Origin of the sequence: Pseudomonas sp. 58 R 12, from assembly GCF_900005865.1 — a bacterium.
Taxonomy (GTDB): Bacteria; Pseudomonadota; Gammaproteobacteria; order Pseudomonadales; family Pseudomonadaceae; genus Aquipseudomonas; species Aquipseudomonas tritici.
In genome coordinates, this window is sequence record NZ_CVTP01000003.1 from 23,989 (window position 1) to 43,675 (window position 19,687).

Here is a 19,687-nt window from a genome sequence, read left to right on the forward strand (position 1 = left end):
ACTCCGCATTCGCGAGCAAGCCCGCTCCCACATTTTTGACCGCACTCCGACTGAAGAATGTAAAAAGCCCGCCACCGATTGCTCGGTGGCGGGCTTTTTTGTGGCGGCGAGGCTTAGATCGCGCCGCGCTGACGCAACAACTCCAGCACTTGCTTGACGCTGTCTTCCAGCGACAGGGCCTGGGTGTCGATGACCAGATCGGCATTCAACGGCACGTCATACGGGAACGACTCGCCAGGGATGTTATCCCCGCCCGCCGCGTACAAGCCTTGCGGGTCACGCTCGGCGCACACCAGCGGTGACGCTTGCACGTAGACCGTCAGCAGACGGTCGCCACCGATCAGCGCCTTGGCCTGTTCACGGCCTTCGGCATCCGGTGCCACAAACGCGGCCAGGGTCAGCAGGCCCGCTTCGTTGAACTGACGCGCCACGTGAGCGGCACGACGCCAGTTCTCGGTGCGCCCGGCACGGTCCTGCGGCAAGCCCTTGTTCAGGTCGTGACGCAGGTTCTGGCCGTCCAGTACAAACACCGCACGGCCCATGTCGAACAGCTTGCGCTCAACCGCGTAGGCCAAGGTGCTCTTGCCGGCGCCGGACAGGCCGCTGAACAACACGGTGGCCGGCTGCTGGCCGAAGCGCAGGGCACGTTCTTCGGTGGCCACGTGGGCCAGCTTGCCGTGCTGCGACGCGCTGCCGTGAGTGACTGGCGGTGCGATGATCATGCCCGCGGCCACAGTGCCGTTGGTCAAGCGGTCGATGACGATGAACGCACCGGTCGTGCGGTTGCTGTCGTAACCGTCCAGGGCGATGGCCGCGTCGAGGCTGACCTTGACCCGGCCAATCTCGTTCAACTGCAGCGAACTCGCCGGGCCTTCGGCCAGGGTGTTCACATCCACACGGTGCACGATGCTGGTGATGGAACCCGGCACGTAGCTGGTGGCGCGCTTGATGTCGTATTTCTTGCCCGGCAGCATCGGTTCTTCGGCCATCCACACCAGCATGGCGTCGAAAGCGTCGGTCACTTGCGGCACGTTGTCGGCATGTACCAGCAGGTCGCCACGGGAGATATCGATCTCGTCTTCCATGGTCAGCGTCACCGCTTGACCAGGGCCGGCGTGTTCCAGCTCACCTTCAAAGGTGACGATGGATTTGACGCGGCTGCTCTTGCCCGACGGCAACACCACGACTTCGTCGCCCTTGTGCACGATGCCGCTGGCCAGGGTGCCGGCGAAACCACGGAAGTTCAGGTTCGGCCGGTTGACGTACTGCACCGGGAAACGCAGGTCGGTGTAGTTGCGGTCGTTGGCGATCTCGACGGTTTCGAGGATCTCCATCAGCGACTGCCCGGTGTACCAGGGCGAACGCTCGCTCTTGTTGACCACGTTATCGCCCTTGAGCGCCGACATCGGCACGAAGGCCATGGTGCTCGGCTTGAAGGCGATGCCATCGGCAAACTTCAGGTAATCGGCCTTGATCGACTCGAATACGCTTTGGTCAAAGCCATTGATGTCCATCTTGTTGACGGCGATCACGATGTGCTTGATGCCCAGCAACGAGGCGATATAGCTATGGCGACGGGTCTGGGTCTGCACGCCGTAGCGGGCGTCGATCAGGATGATCGCCAAGTCACAGGTGGACGCACCGGTGGCCATGTTGCGGGTGTACTGCTCATGGCCGGGGGTGTCGGCGATGATGAATTTGCGCTTGGCGGTAGAGAAGTAGCGGTAGGCGACATCAATGGTGATGCCTTGCTCACGCTCAGCCTGCAGGCCGTCGACCAGCAACGCCAGGTCGACGTCGTCACCGGTGGTGCCGGACTTCTTCGAATCGCGGGTGATGGCTTCCAGGTGATCTTCGTAGATCATCTTGGAGTCGTGCAGCAGGCGCCCGATCAGGGTGCTCTTGCCGTCGTCGACGTTGCCGCAGGTCAGGAAGCGCAACATTTCCTTGCGCTCGTGCTGGCCCAGGTAAGCGAGGATGTCCTCGCTGATCAAATCAGATTGATGCGACATGACAGCCCCTTAGAAATAGCCTTGACGTTTTTTATCTTCCATCGAGCCTGCGCCATCGTGGTCGATGACACGGCCCTGGCGCTCGGAAGTTCGCGTCAGGAGCATTTCCTGAATGATGTCCGTCAGCGTCTCGGCTTCGGACTCCACCGCGCCCGTCAACGGGTAGCAGCCAAGGGTACGGAAACGGACTTTCTTTTTGACGATTCGGGCTTTGTCTTCGTCGGAAAGGTGCTCGAGGATGCGGTCGTCGTCGATCATGATCAACGTGCCGTTCTTCTCGATCACGTCGCGCTCGGCGGCGAAGTACAGCGGTACGATCGGGATGCCTTCCAGGTAGATGTACTGCCAGATGTCCAGCTCGGTCCAGTTGGACAGCGGGAACACGCGGATGGACTCGCCCTTGTTGACGTTGCCGTTGTAGACGTTCCACAGCTCCGGGCGCTGGTTTTTCGGGTCCCAGCGGTGCTTGCTGTCGCGGAACGAGTACACGCGCTCTTTGGCACGGGATTTCTCTTCATCGCGACGGGCACCGCCGAACGCTGCGTCGAAACCATGCTTGTCCAGGGCCTGCTTGAGGCCTTCGGTCTTCATGATGTCGGTGTGCTTGGCGCTGCCGTGGGTGAACGGGTTGATGCCCTGCGCCACGCCATCCGGGTTGATGTGGGTGATCAGGTCCAGGCCAAGCTCTTCGACCATTTTGTCGCGGAACGTGTACATTTCCTGGAATTTCCAGCGGGTGTCGACGTGCATCACTGGGAATGGCAGTTTGCCCGGGAAGAAGGCCTTGCGTGCCAGGTGCAGCATCACGGCGGAGTCTTTACCGATCGAGTAGAGCATCACCGGGTTGTCGAACTCGGCGGCGACCTCGCGGATGATGTGGATGCTTTCCGCCTCCAGCTGTTTCAGATGCGTCAGTTTGTCGACCATGGTTACTCACGGAAAAACGATCTTGTGGACGGCCAGCGGGCCGTGTTCGAGCGGGGCATGCTAGCACAGCACCTGCTTCTATTCAGGGCGCCAGCTAGATCGAAACGGTATATGAATATGCCCCATAGTTTGGCTTGGAATGCGGCCAAGTGTGGGAGCTGGCTTGCCTGCGATGCGGGCACCGCGGTCAGTCAGGTAAACCGCAGCGATGCTATCGCAGGCCCGCCAGCTCCCACATTTGTTTAGCGGCATTCTTCAGATCGGATTGGGGCAATCGATGAAGAGATGTTCCAACGCGAAGCGCCGCGCCAGGTAATCGCCCAGCGCCTGTACACCATAGCGCTCAGTCGCATGGTGGCCCGCGGCGATGAAGCTGATGTCGTTTTCGCGGGCGCTGTGGAAGGTTTGTTCCGAGGCCTCGCCGCTCAGGAACAGATCGACGCCGACAGCAATCGCGTTGTCGATATAGCCCTGGCCACCACCGGTGCACCAGCCGACGCGGCGGATCATTTCGCTGCCTTCGATCAACAGCGGCTCGCGCCCCATGACTTCTTGCACCCGGCGGGCAAAGTCGCGGGCCGACAGGGGCTCGGCAAGGGAGCCGACCAGGCCGACGACTTTGGGGTTGTTCGGGTCCAGTGGGCCTTCGACGGTGATGTCGAGCTGACGCGCCAACTGCACGTTGTTGCCGACGTCGGGGTGCAGGTCCAGTGGCAGGTGGTAGGCCAACAGGCTGATATCGTGCTTGAGCAGCGTCTTCAAGCGGCGCTGTTTCATGCCGGTGATACAAGGGTTTTCGCCTTTCCAGAAATAGCCGTGATGCACCAGGATCAGGTCGGCTTGGGCTTCGACCGCCGCGTCCAGCAGGGCTTGGCTTGCGGTCACGCCGCTGACGATGCGCATCACCTGCGGGCGGCCCTCGACCTGGAGGCCATTGGGGCAATAATCGGCAATTTTTGCGCTGCCGAGGTAGCGGTCTGCTTCCTCGACGAGGGTGGTAAGGGGGACGGCCATAAAAGACTCCTAAATATCCCGTTCGAAGGCGCTCGCAGCCTCGTATAATGCGCGACATTATGGGCGCTCTCCCGCCCCCTGCAACCTGTCAGGACTTACTTGATGCTCAAGGCGCTGCGTTTTTTTGGATGGCCATTGTTGGCTGGCGTGCTGATCGCGATGCTGATTATTCAGCGTTTCCCCGAGCTGGTGGGTCTACCCAGCCTTGATGTGAACCTGCAACAGGCGCCGCAAACCAACGCGGTTGTGCAAGGTCCGGTGACTTATGCCGATGCGGTGGTTATTGCCGCCCCTGCCGTGGTTAACCTGTACACCACCAAGGTCATCAACAAACCGGCGCATCCACTGTTTGAAGACCCACAGTTCCGCCGCTATTTCGGTGACAACGGGCCCAAGCAACGCCGCATGGAATCCAGCCTGGGTTCCGGGGTGATCATGAGCCCGGAAGGCTACATCCTCACCAACAACCACGTGACCACCGGCGCCGACCAGATCGTCGTGGCCCTGCGTGACGGCCGTGAAACCCTGGCGCGCGTGGTGGGCAGCGACCCGGAAACCGACCTCGCGGTCCTGAAGATCGATTTGAAAAGCCTGCCCTCCATCACCCTCGGCCGTTCCGACGGCTTGCGGGTAGGTGACGTGGCGCTGGCCATCGGCAACCCGTTCGGGGTGGGCCAGACCGTGACCATGGGCATTATCAGCGCCACCGGGCGAAACCAGTTGGGGCTTAACAGTTACGAAGACTTCATCCAGACCGACGCCGCGATCAACCCGGGCAACTCCGGCGGTGCACTGGTGGATGCCAATGGCAACCTGACCGGCATCAACACGGCGATTTTCTCCAAGTCTGGCGGTTCACAGGGCATCGGGTTTGCGATCCCGGTGAAGCTGGCGATGGAAGTGATGAAGTCAATCATCGAACACGGCCAAGTGATTCGCGGGTGGTTGGGCATTGAAGTACAGCCATTGACCAAGGAACTGGCCGAGTCGTTTGGCTTGACCGGGCGCCCAGGCATCGTGGTCGCGGGGATCTTCCGCGATGGCCCGGCGCAGAAAGCCGGCCTGCAGCTGGGCGATGTGATTCTCAGCATCAACGGCGAACCGGCAGGCGATGGCCGCAAGTCGATGAACCAGGTCGCGCGGATCAAGCCGACCGACAAGGTGGCGATCCAGGTGATGCGCAACGGCAAAGAGATCAAGCTGCTGGCAGAAATAGGCCTGCGCCCACCGCCCGCGCCGGTTAAAGAAGAGGAATAAGCCGACTCATCCGGGTGTCCGTTCGCGGGCACCTGTAAGCTTATGTTTCAAAGCAATCCATTCTCATTGGTCATGTTATATTGTTTCAATATCGCTATTGGAACGCTCTATCATGCCGTCTCGAAAAATCGTGCCCTTGGCTGGCCTGGCCTTAGGCTTGCTGCTCGACCCCGCTTTCGCTGAAGAAAACACCCTGGAACTCGACACCATCAGTATCACCACCGACGCCTATGAATCCGCCACCGGCCCGGTCAAAGGCTACCGCGCCACCCGCTCCGCCAGCGCGACAAAAACCGACACTGCCATTCGTGACATCCCACAATCCATCAGCGTGATTCCAGCCACAGTGCTCAAGGACCTGGGCAGCAACAACGTGGAGCGCGCCTTGGAATTCGCCGGCGGCGTGTCCAAGCAAAACAACTTCGGCGGCCTCACCCTCTACGAATACAGCGTGCGCGGCTTCACCACGTCAGAGTTCTACCAGGACGGCTTCAGCGCCAATCGCGGCTACCCGAGCACACCGGATACGGCCAATATCGAACGCATTGAAGTGCTCAAGGGTCCCGCCGCCAGCCTGTATGGGCGTGGCGACCCCGGCGGCACAGTGAATATCGTCACCAAGAAGCCCCAACCGGAAGCCTTCACCACCGTGCAAACCAGCGCCGGCAGTTGGGACCGCTACCGCACCGCCGTGGATGTGAACACCCCGCTGGACAGCGAAGCCAACGTGCTATCGCGGGTCAACTTGGCCGTGGAAGACAACCACAGCTTCCGCGATCACGTGCACAGCAAGCGGGTATTCGTCGCGCCCTCGTTCAGTTGGCAACTGGACCCGGACACGAGCTTGCTGGTGGAAAGCGAATTCGTCCGCCACAGCTCTACCTTCGACCGCGGCATCGTCGACGCCAGTGGCGTATCGCGCTCCACCTTCCTCGGCGAGCCCAACGATGGCGACATCGACAACCACAACAACCGCATCCAGGCCACGCTGGAACATCACCTCAGCGATGCCTGGAAACTGCGCCTGGCCAGCCACTACAAACAAGGCAGCCTGTGGGGCGACGCTTCGGAAAACCGCACACTGAATCCCGACGGCCACACTATCAACCGCCGCTATCGCGAACGCTCCATGGGTTGGCACGACAGCATTACCCAGCTTGAACTGCGTGGGTTGTTCGACATTGGCAGCTGGCAGCATGAGCTGCTGGTCGGCACTGAATACGAGGACTACCGCAAGAAGGAGCGCGTGACGGCTATCGGCGGCAGCGACTATGCCATCGATATCTATAACCCGGTCTACGGCAAGACCAAACCCAACGGCGTGCGCTCCGGCACCGACTTCTTCGAACAGACCAAAAGCCAGGCATTGAACCTGCAAGACCAGATCATCTTCACCGATCGCTTGCGCGGTATGGTTGGCGCGCGCTTCGAGCATTTCGAACAAAGCACCGACGACTTCACACGCAATCACGCCAAGAGCCGGCAAACCCACGACGCATTTACCCAACGCGCTGGCCTGCTCTACCAGCTAACGCCCGAAGTCGGCGTGTTCGCCAACGCCTCTACTTCGTTCAAACCCAACAGCGGCCTGGATGCCAACGGCAGAACCTTCAAGCCGGAAGAAGGCGTGGGTTATGAAGTGGGGATCAAGAGCGAGCTGTTCGACGACCGCCTCAGCGCCACCCTCGCCGCGTTCCATATCGAAAAGGAAAACGTGCTGGCCCTGGACCCTGCCACCAACCTGAATCGCGCCATGGGCAAAGCGCGCAGCCAGGGCCTTGACCTGCAACTGACCGGGCAGGTGACCGATGCCGTACGCGTGATCGGCGCCTTTGCCTACATCGACGCCGAAGTCACCAAGGGCGACAAAGCCATTCCAGCCGGCAGCCGGATTCTCGGCGTGGCCAAGCGCAGCGGCAGTTTGTTGGGGGTGTATGAGTTTCAGGATGGCGCGTTGCGGGGTTCGGACCTTGGTGCGGCGTTCACTTATGTAGGGGATCGCTCTGGTGAGGCAGGTACGCGTTTCGAGCTACCCGCCTACCACACCGTCGATTTGCTGGCCCATTACAAGGCTACGAAGAACGTCACCGTGGGCTTGAACCTCAACAACTTGTTTGATGAAAAGTACTACGAGCGGTCCTACAGCAGCTATTGGATCAACCCCGGTGAACCGCGCAATCTCACGGTTAGCCTGACCCTTAACCTGTAAACACGATAAAAATGTGGGAGCGGGCTTGCCCGCGATGAGGGCGTGTCAGTCAATACATTCGTTGACAGATACACCGTTATCGCGGGCAAGCCCGCTCCCACATTTGGAGCGTGTAAGGTTCAGTTACAGCGCAACCGGCGCGCGTTCGCACAAGGTATTAAGCGCCGCCGCCCACTGCGGATCATCATTCAGGCACGGAACCAGCACCAACTCCTCGCCCCCGGCCTCGCGGAACTGCTCCAGCCCGCGATCGCCGATCTCTTCCAGCGTCTCGATGCAATCGGCGACAAACGCCGGGCACATCACCAGCAGCTTTTTCACACCTTGCTGGGCCAAGGCTTCCAGGCGGGCTTCGGTGTAGGGTTCGATCCACTTCGCCCGGCCCAGGCGCGATTGGAAGGCCACCGACCATTTGCCCTCCGGCAAGCCCAGCCGTTCGGCGAAATCGCGGGCGACGCTGAAGCATTGCGCGCGGTAGCACGTCTTCAGCACCTCAGCCGATGCGTTCTTGCAACAATCGGCGTCCTTGAAGCAATGCTGGCCCGTCGGGTCGAGCTTGGTCAGATGGCGCTCAGGCAGGCCGTGGAAACTCAGCAGCAGGTGATCGTAATCCTGCTCCACATAGGAGCGGACGCTCGCCGCGAGAGCATCAAGGTATTCCGGCTGATCGTAGAACGGCGGCAAGATCGAGAATTGCACGTCCAACTTTTTATCGCGCACAACCCGCTTGGCCTCTTCAATCACCGTGGTCACGGTGCTGTCGGCAAACTGCGGATACAACGGCGCCAAGGTCACTTTGCGGATGCCTTGGGCGGCGAGGCGCGTCAGCACCGTTTCAATGGACGGCTCGCCGTAGCGCATCGCCAACTCCACCGGCCCTTGGGTCCACTGCGTGGTCATCTGCTGTTGCAGACGGCGGCTGAGCACCACCAGCGGCGAGCCCTCGTCCCACCAGATGGAGGCGTAGGCGTGCGCCGACTGCTCGGGGCGCTTGATCAGGATCAGCGACACCAGCAAGCGCCGCACCGGCCACGGCAGGTCGATCACATAAGGGTCCATCAGGAACTGATTGAGGTAGCTGCGCACATCGGCCACCGAAGTGGACTTTGGCGAGCCCAGATTGACCAGTAACAACGCGTGATCCGTCATGCAACATCCTATCTCTAGAGGCGGCTGGACAAGTCGTCCAAAGCCGCGCGCAACTCAGTGAACTGGAAAGTGAAACCAGCGGCCAGTAACCGTTCGGGCACCGCCTTCTGCCCACCCAGCAACAGGCCGGACAACTCGCCCAGGCCCACCTTCAACGCAAAGGCCGGCATCGGCATGAACGCCGGGCGGTGCAGCACCTGGCCCAGGGTTTTCGCAAATTCGCGATTGCGCACCGGGTGTGGCGCGCAGGCATTATAAGGACCGCTCGCGTCAGGCTTGTGCAGAAGAAAATCAATCAGGGCGATTTGATCCTTTATATGGACCCACGGCATCCACTGCCGACCATTACCGATAGGCCCGCCCAGCGCCAGTTTGAACGGCAGCAACAGCCGCGACAAAAAGCCGCCCTCAGCCGCCAGCACCAGCCCGGTACGCACCAGCACTACGCGAATGCCCAAGGCTTCAGCGCGCTGGGCGGTTTCTTCCCAGGCGATGCACAGCTGGCTGGGGAAATCGTCCTGCACCGGGCCGCTGGCTTCGGTCAATTCGCGTTCACCGCCATCGCCATACCAGCCCACCGCCGAACCGGAAATCAACACCGCTGGTTTTTGCGCCAGGCCTTCAAGCCACGCCAGCAAGGTTTCGGTGAGGCTGATACGACTGCTCCACAGCAACGCCTTGCGCTTGTGGGTCCAGGGGCGATCGGCGATGGCGGCGCCGGCGAGATTAATGACCGCATCCACCGGGCCGATAACCTCTTGCAGGCGACCAACCCCAGACACTTGGTCGCCACATAACTTGGCGACCTGGTCCGGATGACGACTCCACACGGTCAGGCGATGGCCCTGTGCAAGCCAGTGTTGGCAGAGTTGGCGGCCGATCAGGCCAGTACCGCCGGTCAGCAAAATATGCATGGGACGCTCCTCATGTAACGTTCGCCGCCGATCACTGGTCTATTTTATAAGCAGGGATCAATTTGAACGGGCGTAACGTTGGATTAAGCCTCTGGTTTAACCATAGGTCACGCCGTAAGAACAGGTAAGCCAAAACTTATACCAAAAAACAATATTGTACAGCTATTAGTGTCGGCGTAGTCTGTACCCAACGGTAAAACGAGGCCTCCCATGACTGTTCCCATCGCGATCATCGGCACCGGCATCGCCGGTCTCTCCGCCGCCCGAGCGTTACAAGACGCGGGGCACGTTGTGCAACTCTTCGATAAAAGCCGCGGCAGCGGTGGCCGCATGTCCAGCAAGCGCAGCGATGCCGGTGCCCTGGACATGGGTGCGCAGTACTTCACCGCCCGCGACCGGCGCTTCGTCAACGAAGTCCAGCGCTGGCAAAGTAACGGTTGGGCCGAGCAATGGAAGCCCCAGCTGTACAACTTCAAGTCCGGCCAACTCACACCCTCCCCCGATGAACAGATCCGCTGGGTCGGCACACCCCGCATGAGCGCGATCACCCGCGCGCTGCTCGACGACCTGCCGGTGGAGTTTGGTTGCCGCATCACCGAAGTGTTCCAGGGCAAACAACACTGGAACCTGTTGGACGCCGACGGCGAGAACCACGGCCCGTTCAGCCACGTGATCATCGCCACCCCGGCTCCGCAAGCCACCGCGCTGCTGGCCGCCGCTCCCAAGCTGGCGAGCGCCGCCGCCGGGGTGAAAATGGACCCGACCTGGGCCATCGCCCTGGCGTTCGACAAACCCCTGGATACGCCCATGGAAGGCTGCTTTGTACAAGACAGCCCCCTCGATTGGCTGGCGCGCAACCGCAGCAAACCAGGGCGCGACGCCACACTCGACACCTGGGTACTGCACGCCACCAGTGCCTGGAGCAAGGCCCACCTGGACCTGTCCAAAGAGGACGTGATCGAGCACCTGCACGGTGCTTTCGCCGAACTGTTGCACAGTGCCATGCCCGCGCCGTCGTTCAGCCTGGCGCACCGCTGGCTCTACGCACGACCGTCCAGCAGCCACGAATTCGGCGTGCTGGCGGATGCAGACCTGGGCCTGTATGTGTGTGGCGACTGGTGCCTGTCGGGCCGCGTCGAGGGCGCATGGCTCAGCGGCCAGGAAGCCGCGCGACGCTTGATCGAACACCTGCAATGAACCGTATCAATCCCGCCAAATTGCTGCTGTCGAAGTGGACAGCAGCGCGCCCCCGAAACAAAGAAAAACACTTTCTGGTCACCGAGTTGTTTCGCGACGATGAGGGCACCGTACTGGAAATCGAACTGCAAGCCGTCATGACCCGGCGCAGCGAACGCCTGCCCTGGCAAACCCTGCAAGATATCGACGCCTGGAAAATCGGCTGGAAATAGACCGCACGCGAAACTTGTACAAATAATTTGTACTTGTACAGCATCGAACCTATGATGAAATTTAGTTGTACAAGATTTATATCTTGTACAGGAATCTTGCAGAGGGTTGGTTTATGTCCAGCACCACCAAACCGAAGATCGCCATCAGCGCCTGCCTGTTGGGCGAAAACGTGCGCTTCAACGGCGGCCATAAACAATCGCTGCTGTGCAGTCAGACCCTCGCTGACTATTTCGACTTTGTGCCGTTGTGCCCTGAAGTGGCGATCGGCCTGGGTATCCCCCGCGAACCGATCCGCCTGGTGGGCGACCCGGCCCATCCGGAAGCCGTCGGCACCGTTAATCGCGCACTGAATGTGACCCGACCGCTGGACGACTACGGCCAGCAAATGGCCGCGGAACACACCGACCTGTGTGGCTACATCTTTATGCAGAAGTCGCCGTCCTGTGGCCTGGAGCGGGTCAAGGTGTACCGCGACAACGGCACCCCGGTGGACGGCGGCGGGCGTGGCATCTACGCACAGGCATTTTGTGCACGCCACCCCGACCTGCCGGTGGAAGAAGACGGTCGGCTGAATGATCCCGTGCTGCGGGAAAATTTCCTGGCCCGTGTGTTCGTCTACGCCAGTTGGCAACAACTGCTGGCCGAAGGTCTGACCCGCCACCGTTTGCTGGCCTTCCATTCGCGCTATAAATACTTGTTGATGGCCCACAGCCCGGCGCATTACAAAAGCCTTGGGCACCTGCTGGGCAGCATGACCAAGGGCGCCAACCTCGACGAATTGGCCAGCTGTTACTTCAGCGACCTGATGACCGGCCTGAGCAAATGCGCGACCCGTGGCACCCACACCAATGTGTTGCAACACATCAGCGGCTACCTCAAGCAGGCCATCAGCGCCGATGACAAACAGGAAATGCAAACCGTCATCGGCCAATACCGCCACGGCATCGTACCGTTGGTGGTGCCGTTGACCCTGCTAAAGCACCACTTTCGCCAACACCCGGACCGCTACATCGCTCAGCAGGCCTACCTGCAACCGCACCCGGAAAACCTCAGCCTGCGAAATGCGATCTAGACCATGAGAGCTGCCCTGCTAGACGAACCCGGCGAAGACATCGCCCAAGCCCTCCAGGACGGCTGGCTGCCGATCCGCGAAGTGGCGCGCCAGACCGGCGTCAATGCCGTGACCCTTCGCGCCTGGGAGCGCCGCTACGGCCTGATCGTGCCTCAGCGCACGCCCAAGGGCCACCGGCTGTTCAGCGCCGAGCATGTGCAACGCATCCACACCATTCTCACCTGGCTCAATCGTGGCGTGCCGGTCAGCCAAGTCAAAGGCCTGATCGACTCCGCCCAGGCCAGTCCCGATGCCGTGGAAAATGAATGGCAAACCCTGCGCCAGAACCTGGTGCACGCCATCAGTGAATTGACTGAGCGCCGGGTCGACGACGCCTTCAACCAGGCCATGGCACTGTACCCGCCACGCACCTTGTGCGAGCAACTGCTGTTACCGCTGTTGCAGGAGCTGGAACAGCGTTGGCAAGGTCAATTCGGCGCGCAGATGGAACGGGTATTTTTCTTGTCCTGGCTGCGCAGCAAGTTTGGTGCGCGCATCTACCACAACAATCGCCAATTGCAGGGTGCGCCATTGCTGCTGGTCAACCAGTCCGCCCTGCCGCTGGAACCGCATTTGTGGCTCAGCGCCTGGCTGGCCAGCAGTGCCGACTGCCCGGTGGAAGTGTTCGATTGGCCACTGCCCGTCGGCGAGCTGGCCCTGGCGGTGGAACACCTGCGACCGCGCGCCGTGTTGCTGTATTCGAGCAAGGCGCTGCAGTTGTCGACGTTCGCGAAGCTGCTGGGCGGCATCAGTTGCCCTAAGTTGATCGTCGGACCAACGGTGTGCATCCACCAGGCGGAGTTGGCGGTATTAACCCATGACATCCCTGAGTTGCTCGTCGCCGAAGAGCCGTTGTCGGCCCATCAGCTACTGATCCAGCGTGGACTTCTTTAAATGCATCTGATCTGGCTGCGCACCGACTTGCGCCTACACGACAACACCGCCCTGACCGCCGCGAGCCAGCGGGGTCCGATGGCGGCCGTGTATCTGATTACACCCGAGCAGTGGCTGGCCCACGACGATGCGCCGTGCAAAGTGGATTTCTGGCTGCGCAACCTGCAGGCGCTTAGTAAAACGCTGGGCGAGTTGAACATTCCCCTGCTGATTCGCACCGCAGCCACCTGGGACCAGGCGCCCAGCGTGCTGAGCATGCTGTGCCGCGAACTCTCGGTGGAGTCGGTGCACGTCAACGAGGAATACGGCATTCATGAAAGCCGTCGCGATGCGGCAGTGTCCAAGGCATTGCAAGCGGCAGGCGTCACTTTCCACAGCTATCTGGATCAACTGTTCTTCCAGCCTGGCAGTGTGCTCACCAAGACCGGCACTTACTTTCAGGTCTACAGCCAGTTCCGCAAGGTCTGCTACACCCGCCTGCACAGCGCGTTACCGCAGATGGTGGCAGCGCCAAAGGCCCAGGCTGCGCTCAAGCTGAAAAGCGACCCCATCCCGAAGACGGTCGAAGGTTTCGAGCCGCCCAGCGACACGCTGCGCGCCCTCTGGCCCGCCTGTGAAGACGAAGCCCGGCGCCGCCTCGACGCCTTCGCCGACCAGCAGATCAGCTACTACAAGGACGAGCGTGACTTCCCGGCCAAGCCCGGCACCAGCCAGCTCTCTGCCTACCTCGCTGCGGGGGTCATTTCGCCGCGCCAATGCCTGCACGCCGCGTTACAAACCAACGGTGGCGAGTTCGAGAGTGGCGACATGGGCGCCATCACCTGGATCAATGAATTGCTGTGGCGCGAGTTCTACAAGCACATCCTGGTGGGTTACCCACGGGTGTCGCGCCACCGTGCGTTCCGCCCCGAAACCGAAGCCGTGGCCTGGCGCAACGCGCCCAAGGATCTCGCCGCGTGGCAGGAAGCGCGCACCGGCCTGCCGATCATCGACGCCGCCATGCGCCAACTGCTGGAGACCGGCTGGATGCACAACCGCCTGCGTATGGTCGTGGCGATGTTCCTGACCAAGAACCTGCTGATCGACTGGCGTGAAGGCGAGCGCTTCTTCATGCGTCACCTGATCGATGGCGACCTGGCCGCCAACAACGGCGGCTGGCAGTGGAGCTCATCCACCGGCACCGACTCGGCGCCGTACTTCCGGATTTTCAGCCCTCTGAGCCAGTCGGAAAAATTCGACAGCGAAGGCGTCTTTATCAAGCACTGGCTGCCGGAACTCGCCACGCTGAATAAAAAGGATGTGCACAACCCCGAAGCCGCCGGTGGTTTGTTCGGCGTGGCCGACTACCCACGCTCGATTGTCGACCTGAAGAAATCCCGCGAACGCGCCCTGGCCGCTTTCCGCAGCCTGCCCTCGCGACACGCCGCAGGGGGTGAATATGAGTGACTTCCTGCGACGCTTCGCCCAGGCCTTCGCCACGCTGGACAAGCACAACCTGCACCTGCTCGACAGCTTGTACAGCAAGGACATCGCCTTTACCGACCCGCTCCACGAAGTGCATGGGCTGCCCGCCCTGCACCGCTACTTCGGCGAGTTGTACAGCAACGTCAGCCAGCTACGCTTCGACTTCCACGGTTTCGACCAAGTGGCCGAAGGCGAAGGTTACCTGCGCTGGAAGATGAGTTTCAGCCACCCGCGCCTGGCCAACGGCAAGGTGATTCGCGTGGAAGGCTGCTCGCACTTGATGTGGCGTGACAAGGTGTACCGCCACCGTGACTATTTCGATGCCGGCGCCATGCTGTACGAACACGTGCCCGTGCTGGGCAGCGTCGTGAGTTGGCTGAAAAGGAGAGTGGGATGAACGCAGTACCGCCCCGTCGTTATTGGCTGACCGGCGCCAGCAGTGGTATCGGTGCCGCGCTGGCCGTGGAGTTGCTCAACAGCGGCGCCCACGTCGCACTCAGCTCCCGCACCAAGGGGCCTTTGGAAGCGCTCGCGCAACGTTACCCCGGCCAAGTGCTGGTGGTGGCCGGCGACCTGACCAACAGCCAGACCGTGCGCGAGATCGGCGAGCACATCGGCGTGGTCTGGGGTTCCCTGGACACGGTGATCCTCAATGCCGGCACCTGTGAATATGTGGACGCCAAGCAGTTTGATTCATCGATCATCGAGCACGTGGTGCGCACCAACCTGCTGGCGAGCAGCTATTGCATCGAAGCAGCCCTGCCGCTTTTGCGGGCCGGGCGCACCCCCCACTTGGTGGGTGTCGCCAGCGCCGTGACTTATCTGCCGATGCCTCGCGCCGAAGCCTATGGCGCGTCCAAGGCCGGCTTGCGCTACCTGTTCGAGGCCCTGCGCATCAGCCTTTCGCCGGAAAACATCGACGTTACCGTGATCAGCCCAGGCTTTGTCGACACGCCGCTGACCGAACGCAACGACTTCCCCATGCCCCTCAGTTGGTCGGCGGACAAAGCCGCGCGGCACATCTTCGCCAAGCTGGAAAAACGCCCGCTGGAAATCGCCTTTCCTGCACTGTTTATCGCCACCCTCTGGCCGCTGTCGAAACTGCCAAACCGCGCGCAGCTGATCATCGGTAAACGCATGTTGCGCAGCCCGCCGCCGAAAAAGGACGACCTGTGAAGATCGCCATCATCGGCAGCGGCATCGCGGGACTGACCAGTGCTTACCTGCTCAGCCGCCAGCATGAAATTACGCTGTTCGAAGCGAGTGACCGTATTGGCGGGCATACCCACACGGTCAACGTGACCGTCGAGGGCAAAAGCTACGCGGTAGACACCGGCTTCATCGTGTTTAACGACTGGACCTACCCCAACTTCATCCGCCTGCTGGGGCAGATAGGAGTAACGTTCAAGCCCACCGAGATGAGCTTTTCGGTGTGCGATGAGCAGACGGGGTTCGAGTACAACGGCAACAACCTCAACAGCCTGTTTGCCCAGCGTCGCAATATCCTTTCGCCGGGCTTCTGGGGCATGTTGCGCGACATCTTGCGCTTCAATCGCCAGGCACCGCTGGACCTGCAAGACCAACGCATCAGCGCCGAAATGACCCTGGGTGACTATCTCAACGCCGGTCACTACGGCGAGCGGTTTATCCGGCACTACATCGTGCCCATGGGCGCGGCGATCTGGTCGATGTCCCTGGCCGACATGCTTGGCTTCCCGTTGCAGTTCTTTGTGCGCTTCTTCAAGAATCACGGCTTGCTCTCGGTGAGTAACCGCCCGCAATGGTGCGTGATCGAGGGAGGCTCCAGCCGTTATATCGAACCGCTGACCCGCAGCTTCCGCGAACAGATCCGCCTCAATTGCCCTGTGCATAACGTTGAGCGTACCGACGACGGCGTGGTTATCCACAGCCCGGCCGGCAGCGAGGCATTTGATCGGGTGGTCTTCGCCTGCCACAGCGACCAGGCCCTGGCGCTGCTGGCCGATCCAAGCCCAGCCGAACAAGCGGTCCTCGGCGCCCTGCCTTATGCCGATAACGAAGTGGTGCTGCACACCGACACCCGCCTGCTGCCCGACCGCAAACTGGCCTGGGCCAGCTGGAATTATCGGCTGACCGGCAATGGGCAGGCGCCGGCGGCGGTGACTTATGACATGAACATCCTGCAAGGCATCGACAGCGCCACGACCTTTTGCGTGAGCCTGAACCAGACGTCGATGATCAACCCGCTGAAGGTGCTGGCCCGCTACACCTACGCCCATCCGCAATACAGCCTGGCAGCGGTCGCGGCCCAAGGCCGTTGGGAAGAAGTTTCTGGCGTGCGTAACACCTTCTATTGCGGTGCCTACTGGGCCAACGGTTTCCACGAAGACGGCGTGGTCAGCGCCTTGCGCGTGGCCCAAGCGTTTGGGGAAACCCTGTGAACAGCGCCCTGTACAGCGGCTGGATTGCCCATCGCCGATTTGCGCCCAAGGCCCACGCCTTTCGCTACCGCATCGGCCTGTTGTACCTGGATCTGAGCGAAGAACACGAAGTGCTAGGGCTGTCGCCCTTGGCCGGGCGCAGCTGGCTGGCGCCCTTTGGTTTTCGCCAACAGGATTACCTGCGTGAATTGACGCGTACCGGCATGAGCTTGAGCGATGCCGTGCGCCAGGAAGTCGGCAAGGCGCTGGGGCGTACGCCCCAGGGCGTTATCTGCCTACTGACCCAGGCCCGCAGTTGGGGCCTGGCTTTTAACCCTGTGAGTTTCTTCTACTGCTTCGAGGCCGACGGACGTCTGGCCGCGATCCTGTGTGAAGTGACCAACACCCCATGGCGCGAGCGCTATCACTACGTGCTGCCCGCCCAGGCCCTCGGCGCGGATGAACACCAGCACTTCGCCGTGGCCAAGGCCTTCCATGTGTCGCCGTTTTTGCCGCGCGACCTGGAATACCGCATGAGCTTCAGCCCACCCGCCGACAAACTCGGCGTGCACATGGCCGACTGGCAGGGCGAGTTGAAAGTGTTCGACGCCACCTTGAGCCTGCACAAGGAAACGCTGAACCGCACCAGTTTGCATCGATACCTATGGCGCTTCCCCTGGATGACTGCCAAGACTTGCTTGGCGATCTACTGGCAAGCCATGCGCCTGTTGCTCAAACGCACACCGATTTTTCCCCACCGGGCCGCCGATGGCGCCTCCCGCACCGCAGTCGGTTATTCCAAGGATCGCCGCCATGAAATCCCCTAACGTATCGGTCAAGGCCAACCGCCTGAACGTCAACGGCATGACCACCGCACTGTTGCGCAAAGGCGTGCTGCGCCAACTCAGCCAATTGCGCCATGGCCAATTGGTGGTGATCGAGGATGGCGAGCGGCAAGTATTCGGCGCACGCGAAGCGCACTTGTTGGGGGAGATCCAGATCCTCGACCCCGCCGTGTGGGGCCTGGTGGCGGCCAGCGGTTCTATTGGCGCTGGCGAGGCATTTATTCACGGTTACTGGAGCAGCCCGGACCTGACCGCCGTGGTGCGCGTGATGGTCAGCAACCTGGATGTGCTGGATGCGATGGAAGGCGGCCTGGCACGCTTGGCCCGGCCGTTCACCCAGGGCCTGCACTGGCTCAATCGCAACACACGCAAGGGTTCGCAAAAAAACATCGCCGCCCATTACGACCTCGGCAACGACCTGTTCGAAGAATTCCTCGACCCCACCATGATGTACTCGGCGGCGCAATTCCTGACCCCCGACGACACCCTGGAGCAAGCACAACTGAACAAGCTTGAGCGCATCTGCCAGAAGCTTGCGCTCAAACCCAGCGACCACCTGCTAGAAATCGGCACCGGCTGGGGCAGCATGGCGCTGTATGCGGCGCAGCATTACGGTTGCAAGGTCACCACCACGACCTTGTCCAAGGAACAGTTTGCCTACACCGAAAAACGCATAGAGGCCCTGGGGCTGCAAAGCCAGGTCACCCTGTTGCTGAAGGACTACCGCGACCTGACCGGCCAGTACGACAAGCTGGTGTCCATCGAGATGATCGAAGCAGTGGGCCATCGTTTTCTGCCGACCTACTTCAAACAGTGCGCGCACCTGCTCAAAAGTGACGGCCTGATGTTGCTGCAAGCCATCACCATTCGTGAGCAACGCTTTGAACAGGCCAAGCGCAGCGTGGATTTCATCCAGCGCTATATCTTCCCCGGCGGCGCTTTGCCCAGTGTGCAAAACATGCTGCACATCGTCAGCCGAGACACCGATATGAACCTGCTGCACATGGAGGATTTCGGCCTGCACTACGCGCGAACCTTGCGCCTGTGGCATGAGAATTTTCGCCGCGCCCATGGCCGCCTCGCCGAATTGGGCTACGACGAATACTTCCTGCGGCTGTGGGAGTTTTACCTGTGTTACTGCGAAGGCGGCTTTATGGAGCGCACCATTGGCACGGCGCAATTGCTGCTGGCCAAACCGTCAGCGATTAACCCGCCGCTGCTCGGACGCTTCAGTGCTTAAGACATTGGCCAATGCCGTGCTTTTTCAGTGCGGCTGGTTCGCCTGCGTGCTCGGCGGTGACAGCTTATGGTTACTGGTAGGGCTGGCTGTATTGGGCATTCATCTGCTGTGGATAAGTTCATGGGCCAGTGAGGGCAAGCTGATCCTCAGCGTTACAATCCTGGGCACACTACTGGATACCGCGTTGCGCGCGCTGGGGGTATTTCAGTTTACTGAGCCTGGCCCGCTGATTCCCCTCTGGCTAATCATGCTATGGGCCCTGCTGGCCACCACATTGCGCCACTGCCTGGCCTGGAGTGCACGCCCCTGGTGGCGGGCGGCCGTGCTCGGTGCAGGGGGCGGGCCGCTCTCTTATTACGCAGGCAGCCAATTGGCGGGCGTGCAGTTTGGTTTTAGTGTGGCGCCCACCCTGATTGCGTTGGCGCTGTTGTGGGCCTTGGTTTTCGTGGGGTTACACCGTTTGGCGCGTTGACGTCCGTCAGCCGTTTCACATCTGCGTGACCCGCTTGCCTTACACTGCGCACCTATGACCAACATCCCCCACACCCAAATCGCTGAACCCGCCGTCACCTGCTCGACGTGCGCGGCCTGCTGCTGCCAGCTGGAAGTCATGCTGATTACCGACACCGGCGTGCCGGAGCGCTATATCGATACCGACGATTGGGGCGGCGAAGTGATGCTGCGCCTGGACGACGGCTGGTGCGCAGCGCTGGATCGGGACACGATGATGTGCACGATCTATGAGCGACGGCCGTTGATTTGCCGGGAGTTCGAGATGGGCGCTCCGGAGTGCTTGACCGAACGCGAAGGGATTGCGACGGCGTATCGCTGATCGTGAAATG

Annotated in this window: 19 protein-coding genes; 14 read left to right on the forward strand and 5 right to left on the reverse strand. The window is 61.1% G+C overall.

From position 1 onward, the window contains the following. Nucleotides 1-113: 113 nt before the first annotated feature. From cysN to BFP95_RS01515, 3 genes are all read right to left on the reverse strand, one after another. The gene (cysN, locus tag BFP95_RS01505; protein WP_065875177.1) at nucleotides 114-2,012 is read right to left on the reverse strand and encodes a sulfate adenylyltransferase subunit CysN; all 1,899 of its coding nucleotides are present in this window, start codon (nucleotides 2,010-2,012) and stop codon (nucleotides 114-116) included. Nucleotides 2,013-2,021: 9 nt separating this feature from the next. Further along, nucleotides 2,022-2,939 carry a sulfate adenylyltransferase subunit CysD gene (cysD, locus tag BFP95_RS01510; RefSeq protein ID WP_065875178.1) on the reverse strand — a complete coding sequence of 306 codons (918 nt, stop codon included), beginning with the start codon at nucleotides 2,937-2,939 and terminating at the stop codon, nucleotides 2,022-2,024. A gap of 255 nt (nucleotides 2,940-3,194) precedes the next feature. Beyond that, a complete protein-coding gene (locus BFP95_RS01515; RefSeq protein WP_065875179.1) occupies nucleotides 3,195-3,953 on the reverse strand; it encodes a Nif3-like dinuclear metal center hexameric protein in 759 nt (252 codons plus the stop codon). Nucleotides 3,954-4,055: 102 nt separating this feature from the next. On the opposite strand from BFP95_RS01515, the gene algW reads away from it, so the two are divergent. Together algW and BFP95_RS01525 are read left to right on the forward strand one after the other, a co-directional pair. Continuing rightward, nucleotides 4,056-5,210, forward strand: coding sequence for a Do family serine endopeptidase AlgW (algW, locus tag BFP95_RS01520; RefSeq protein WP_065875180.1), 1,155 nt, complete (start codon nucleotides 4,056-4,058; stop codon nucleotides 5,208-5,210). A 112-nt stretch (nucleotides 5,211-5,322) separates the two neighbouring features. Next, nucleotides 5,323-7,419, forward strand: a complete 2,097-nt coding sequence (locus tag BFP95_RS01525) for a TonB-dependent siderophore receptor (RefSeq protein ID WP_065909046.1) — start codon at nucleotides 5,323-5,325, stop codon at nucleotides 7,417-7,419. 123 nt (nucleotides 7,420-7,542) lie between these two features. Here the strand turns inward: BFP95_RS01525 and hemH are convergent, their stop codons facing one another. Continuing rightward, a complete protein-coding gene (hemH, locus tag BFP95_RS01530) occupies nucleotides 7,543-8,568 on the reverse strand; it encodes a ferrochelatase (protein WP_065909048.1) in 1,026 nt (341 codons plus the stop codon). Between the two features lie 14 nt (nucleotides 8,569-8,582). Next, nucleotides 8,583-9,482, reverse strand: coding sequence for a TIGR01777 family oxidoreductase (locus BFP95_RS01535; protein ID WP_065875183.1), 900 nt, complete (start codon nucleotides 9,480-9,482; stop codon nucleotides 8,583-8,585). A gap of 210 nt (nucleotides 9,483-9,692) precedes the next feature. On the opposite strand from BFP95_RS01535, the gene BFP95_RS01540 reads away from it, so the two are divergent. The 12 genes from BFP95_RS01540 (at nucleotide 9,693) to BFP95_RS01595 (ending at nucleotide 19,677) form a co-directional block, all read left to right on the forward strand. Continuing rightward, entirely contained in the window at nucleotides 9,693-10,679 is a 987-nt protein-coding gene (locus BFP95_RS01540; protein ID WP_065879649.1) for an NAD(P)/FAD-dependent oxidoreductase, read from the forward strand. Then, complete coding sequence (locus BFP95_RS01545; RefSeq protein ID WP_049710090.1) at nucleotides 10,676-10,891, forward strand: TIGR02450 family Trp-rich protein; 216 nt, start codon at nucleotides 10,676-10,678, stop codon at nucleotides 10,889-10,891. Before BFP95_RS01540 ends, BFP95_RS01545 begins: the two co-directional genes overlap by 4 nt. A gap of 113 nt (nucleotides 10,892-11,004) precedes the next feature. Then, nucleotides 11,005-11,964 (forward strand): YbgA family protein, encoded by a 960-nt coding sequence (locus BFP95_RS01550; protein ID WP_065909051.1) that lies wholly within the window; start codon nucleotides 11,005-11,007, stop codon nucleotides 11,962-11,964. A 3-nt stretch (nucleotides 11,965-11,967) separates the two neighbouring features. Beyond that, nucleotides 11,968-12,897 carry a MerR family transcriptional regulator gene (locus BFP95_RS01555; RefSeq protein WP_065875186.1) on the forward strand — a complete coding sequence of 310 codons (930 nt, stop codon included), beginning with the start codon at nucleotides 11,968-11,970 and terminating at the stop codon, nucleotides 12,895-12,897. Continuing rightward, nucleotides 12,898-14,343: a deoxyribodipyrimidine photo-lyase gene (gene phrB, locus BFP95_RS01560; protein ID WP_065875187.1), complete on the forward strand. Its 1,446-nt coding sequence runs from the start codon at nucleotides 12,898-12,900 to the stop codon at nucleotides 14,341-14,343. Further along, nucleotides 14,336-14,758, forward strand: a complete 423-nt coding sequence (locus BFP95_RS01565; protein ID WP_065875188.1) for a nuclear transport factor 2 family protein — start codon at nucleotides 14,336-14,338, stop codon at nucleotides 14,756-14,758. The genes phrB and BFP95_RS01565 overlap by 8 nt, the downstream gene beginning before the upstream one ends. After that, nucleotides 14,755-15,537 (forward strand): SDR family NAD(P)-dependent oxidoreductase, encoded by a 783-nt coding sequence (locus tag BFP95_RS01570; RefSeq protein ID WP_065875189.1) that lies wholly within the window; start codon nucleotides 14,755-14,757, stop codon nucleotides 15,535-15,537. Before BFP95_RS01565 ends, BFP95_RS01570 begins: the two co-directional genes overlap by 4 nt. Then, a complete protein-coding gene (locus BFP95_RS01575) occupies nucleotides 15,534-16,781 on the forward strand; it encodes an NAD(P)/FAD-dependent oxidoreductase (RefSeq protein WP_065875190.1) in 1,248 nt (415 codons plus the stop codon). The genes BFP95_RS01570 and BFP95_RS01575 overlap by 4 nt, the downstream gene beginning before the upstream one ends. Next, a complete protein-coding gene (locus tag BFP95_RS01580) occupies nucleotides 16,778-17,587 on the forward strand; it encodes a DUF1365 domain-containing protein (protein ID WP_065875191.1) in 810 nt (269 codons plus the stop codon). The genes BFP95_RS01575 and BFP95_RS01580 overlap by 4 nt, the downstream gene beginning before the upstream one ends. After that, nucleotides 17,574-18,845: an SAM-dependent methyltransferase gene (locus tag BFP95_RS01585; RefSeq protein ID WP_065909054.1), complete on the forward strand. Its 1,272-nt coding sequence runs from the start codon at nucleotides 17,574-17,576 to the stop codon at nucleotides 18,843-18,845. Before BFP95_RS01580 ends, BFP95_RS01585 begins: the two co-directional genes overlap by 14 nt. Beyond that, entirely contained in the window at nucleotides 18,838-19,317 is a 480-nt protein-coding gene (locus BFP95_RS01590; RefSeq protein ID WP_065875193.1) for a DUF2878 domain-containing protein, read from the forward strand. The genes BFP95_RS01585 and BFP95_RS01590 overlap by 8 nt, the downstream gene beginning before the upstream one ends. A gap of 54 nt (nucleotides 19,318-19,371) precedes the next feature. Further along, nucleotides 19,372-19,677: a YkgJ family cysteine cluster protein gene (locus tag BFP95_RS01595; RefSeq protein ID WP_065875194.1), complete on the forward strand. Its 306-nt coding sequence runs from the start codon at nucleotides 19,372-19,374 to the stop codon at nucleotides 19,675-19,677. Nucleotides 19,678-19,687 lie beyond the last annotated feature (10 nt).

Coding starts and splice junctions, on each gene's coding strand:
- cysN (WP_065875177.1), bottom strand. CDS start 2,012: ATGTCGCATCAATCTGATTTGATCAGCGAGGACATCCTCGCTTACCTG.
- cysD (WP_065875178.1), bottom strand. CDS start 2,939: ATGGTCGACAAACTGACGCATCTGAAACAGCTGGAGGCGGAAAGCATC.
- BFP95_RS01515 (WP_065875179.1), bottom strand. CDS start 3,953: ATGGCCGTCCCCCTTACCACCCTCGTCGAGGAAGCAGACCGCTACCTC.
- algW (WP_065875180.1), top strand. CDS start 4,056: ATGCTCAAGGCGCTGCGTTTTTTTGGATGGCCATTGTTGGCTGGCGTG.
- BFP95_RS01525 (WP_065909046.1), top strand. CDS start 5,323: ATGCCGTCTCGAAAAATCGTGCCCTTGGCTGGCCTGGCCTTAGGCTTG.
- hemH (WP_065909048.1), bottom strand. CDS start 8,568: ATGACGGATCACGCGTTGTTACTGGTCAATCTGGGCTCGCCAAAGTCC.
- BFP95_RS01535 (WP_065875183.1), bottom strand. CDS start 9,482: ATGCATATTTTGCTGACCGGCGGTACTGGCCTGATCGGCCGCCAACTC.
- BFP95_RS01540 (WP_065879649.1), top strand. CDS start 9,693: ATGACTGTTCCCATCGCGATCATCGGCACCGGCATCGCCGGTCTCTCC.
- BFP95_RS01545 (WP_049710090.1), top strand. CDS start 10,676: ATGAACCGTATCAATCCCGCCAAATTGCTGCTGTCGAAGTGGACAGCA.
- BFP95_RS01550 (WP_065909051.1), top strand. CDS start 11,005: ATGTCCAGCACCACCAAACCGAAGATCGCCATCAGCGCCTGCCTGTTG.
- BFP95_RS01555 (WP_065875186.1), top strand. CDS start 11,968: ATGAGAGCTGCCCTGCTAGACGAACCCGGCGAAGACATCGCCCAAGCC.
- phrB (WP_065875187.1), top strand. CDS start 12,898: ATGCATCTGATCTGGCTGCGCACCGACTTGCGCCTACACGACAACACC.
- BFP95_RS01565 (WP_065875188.1), top strand. CDS start 14,336: ATGAGTGACTTCCTGCGACGCTTCGCCCAGGCCTTCGCCACGCTGGAC.
- BFP95_RS01570 (WP_065875189.1), top strand. CDS start 14,755: ATGAACGCAGTACCGCCCCGTCGTTATTGGCTGACCGGCGCCAGCAGT.
- BFP95_RS01585 (WP_065909054.1), top strand. CDS start 17,574: ATGAAATCCCCTAACGTATCGGTCAAGGCCAACCGCCTGAACGTCAAC.
- BFP95_RS01595 (WP_065875194.1), top strand. CDS start 19,372: ATGACCAACATCCCCCACACCCAAATCGCTGAACCCGCCGTCACCTGC.